We start from the raw sequence: 1168 nt of genomic DNA on the forward strand, positions 1-1168 counted from the left end.
AGGTAATTTATAGAACCTACAATATCAAGGCAGTCCCAACATCATGAAAAACATCGTGGTCCTAATTTCAGGTAACGGCAGTAACTTACAAGCCATTTTAGAAGCTTGTGAAAACAGCATGCCTAACGCACACGTTGCAGCAGTATTTTCTAATAAATCTGACGCATACGGCCTAGAACGTGCAAAACAGTTTAATGTTGATGGCCACTTTGTTGACCCAAAAGCGTTCGAGTCACGCGAGGCATTCGATGCCGAGTTGATGCAACAAATTGACAAGTATCAGCCCGATGTTGTCGTTCTTGCTGGGTACATGCGCATTCTTAGCGGTGCATTTGTTTCGCACTATCTCGGTAAGATGATCAACATTCACCCTTCTCTTCTACCTAAATACCCGGGTTTACACACCCACCAGCGCGCGATTGACGCCAAAGACAAAGAGCACGGCACAAGTGTTCACTTTGTCACAGAAGAGTTAGACGGCGGTCCCGTAGTTCTTCAAGCAAAAGTGCCAGTATTTGAAGATGATGATGCAGCAGCACTCGCTGCGCGTGTACAAACTCAAGAGCACACCATTTACCCTATCGTGACTAAGTGGCTCGTTGAAGAGCGTTTAATCATGCAAGATGGCAAAGCTTGGTTAGATGGCAAAGAACTCGGTCCTCATGGCTACGCAGCCGCTGAAGAAGAATAAGTACTTTTTAACGCATCAAAAAAAGGCAGTCGAGTGACTGCCTTTTTGTTATTTGGAAAACTTGATGTCTAGAAACGTCGCTATTCCAATGGTTCGGTCGTAGCTTGATTACTCGGTTTGGGCGCTGCAAATGGCACATCTTTCAAATCAGATGCATTGTTTTGGATCAGTTCACCAAGGTGAAACAAACCATATTCACCGGGCTTCATTCGATGCCAAGTCTCATTGCCGGTTAAAGGCTGAGTCGCAATGACAGAAACAACATCGTTTGGTGTTGTTTCTTCTTGGAAGTTGATCTCCACATCTTCATCTAGTAAAGCGGCCTTGCCAAACGGTGCGCGACGCGTAATCCAATACAAGTGATTAGTACAATACGTCATGACAAACTCGCCGTCGCTGAGCAACATATTGAACACACCTTTTTCTTTGAGCTGATCGCAACATTTAGCGATGTAGCGAAAAACAGATTCCCAGTAC

General features: G+C 44.9%; 2 protein-coding genes. One reads left to right on the plus strand and one right to left on the minus strand.

Features of this window, described 5'->3' with window-relative positions:
* Positions 1-43 precede the first annotated feature (43 nt).
* A complete protein-coding gene (gene purN / locus R7F67_RS24565; protein WP_025795799.1) occupies positions 44-691 on the plus strand; it encodes a phosphoribosylglycinamide formyltransferase in 648 nt (215 codons plus the stop codon).
* An 80-nt stretch (positions 692-771) separates the two neighbouring features.
* On the opposite strand, the gene R7F67_RS24570 is transcribed toward purN, so the two are convergent.
* The coding region (locus tag R7F67_RS24570) for a class II glutamine amidotransferase (protein WP_318057506.1) at positions 772-1168 on the minus strand (397 nt) is incomplete at its 5' end.

The organism is Vibrio sp. YT-17, assembly GCF_033337375.1.
In the GTDB taxonomy this organism is placed as follows: Bacteria; Pseudomonadota; Gammaproteobacteria; order Enterobacterales; family Vibrionaceae; genus Vibrio; species Vibrio alginolyticus.

Bases quoted from the DNA above. Each gene is read 5' to 3' on its own strand.
- purN (WP_025795799.1), top strand. From the start codon at position 44: ATGAAAAACATCGTGGTCCTAATTTCAGGTAACGGCAGTAACTTACAA.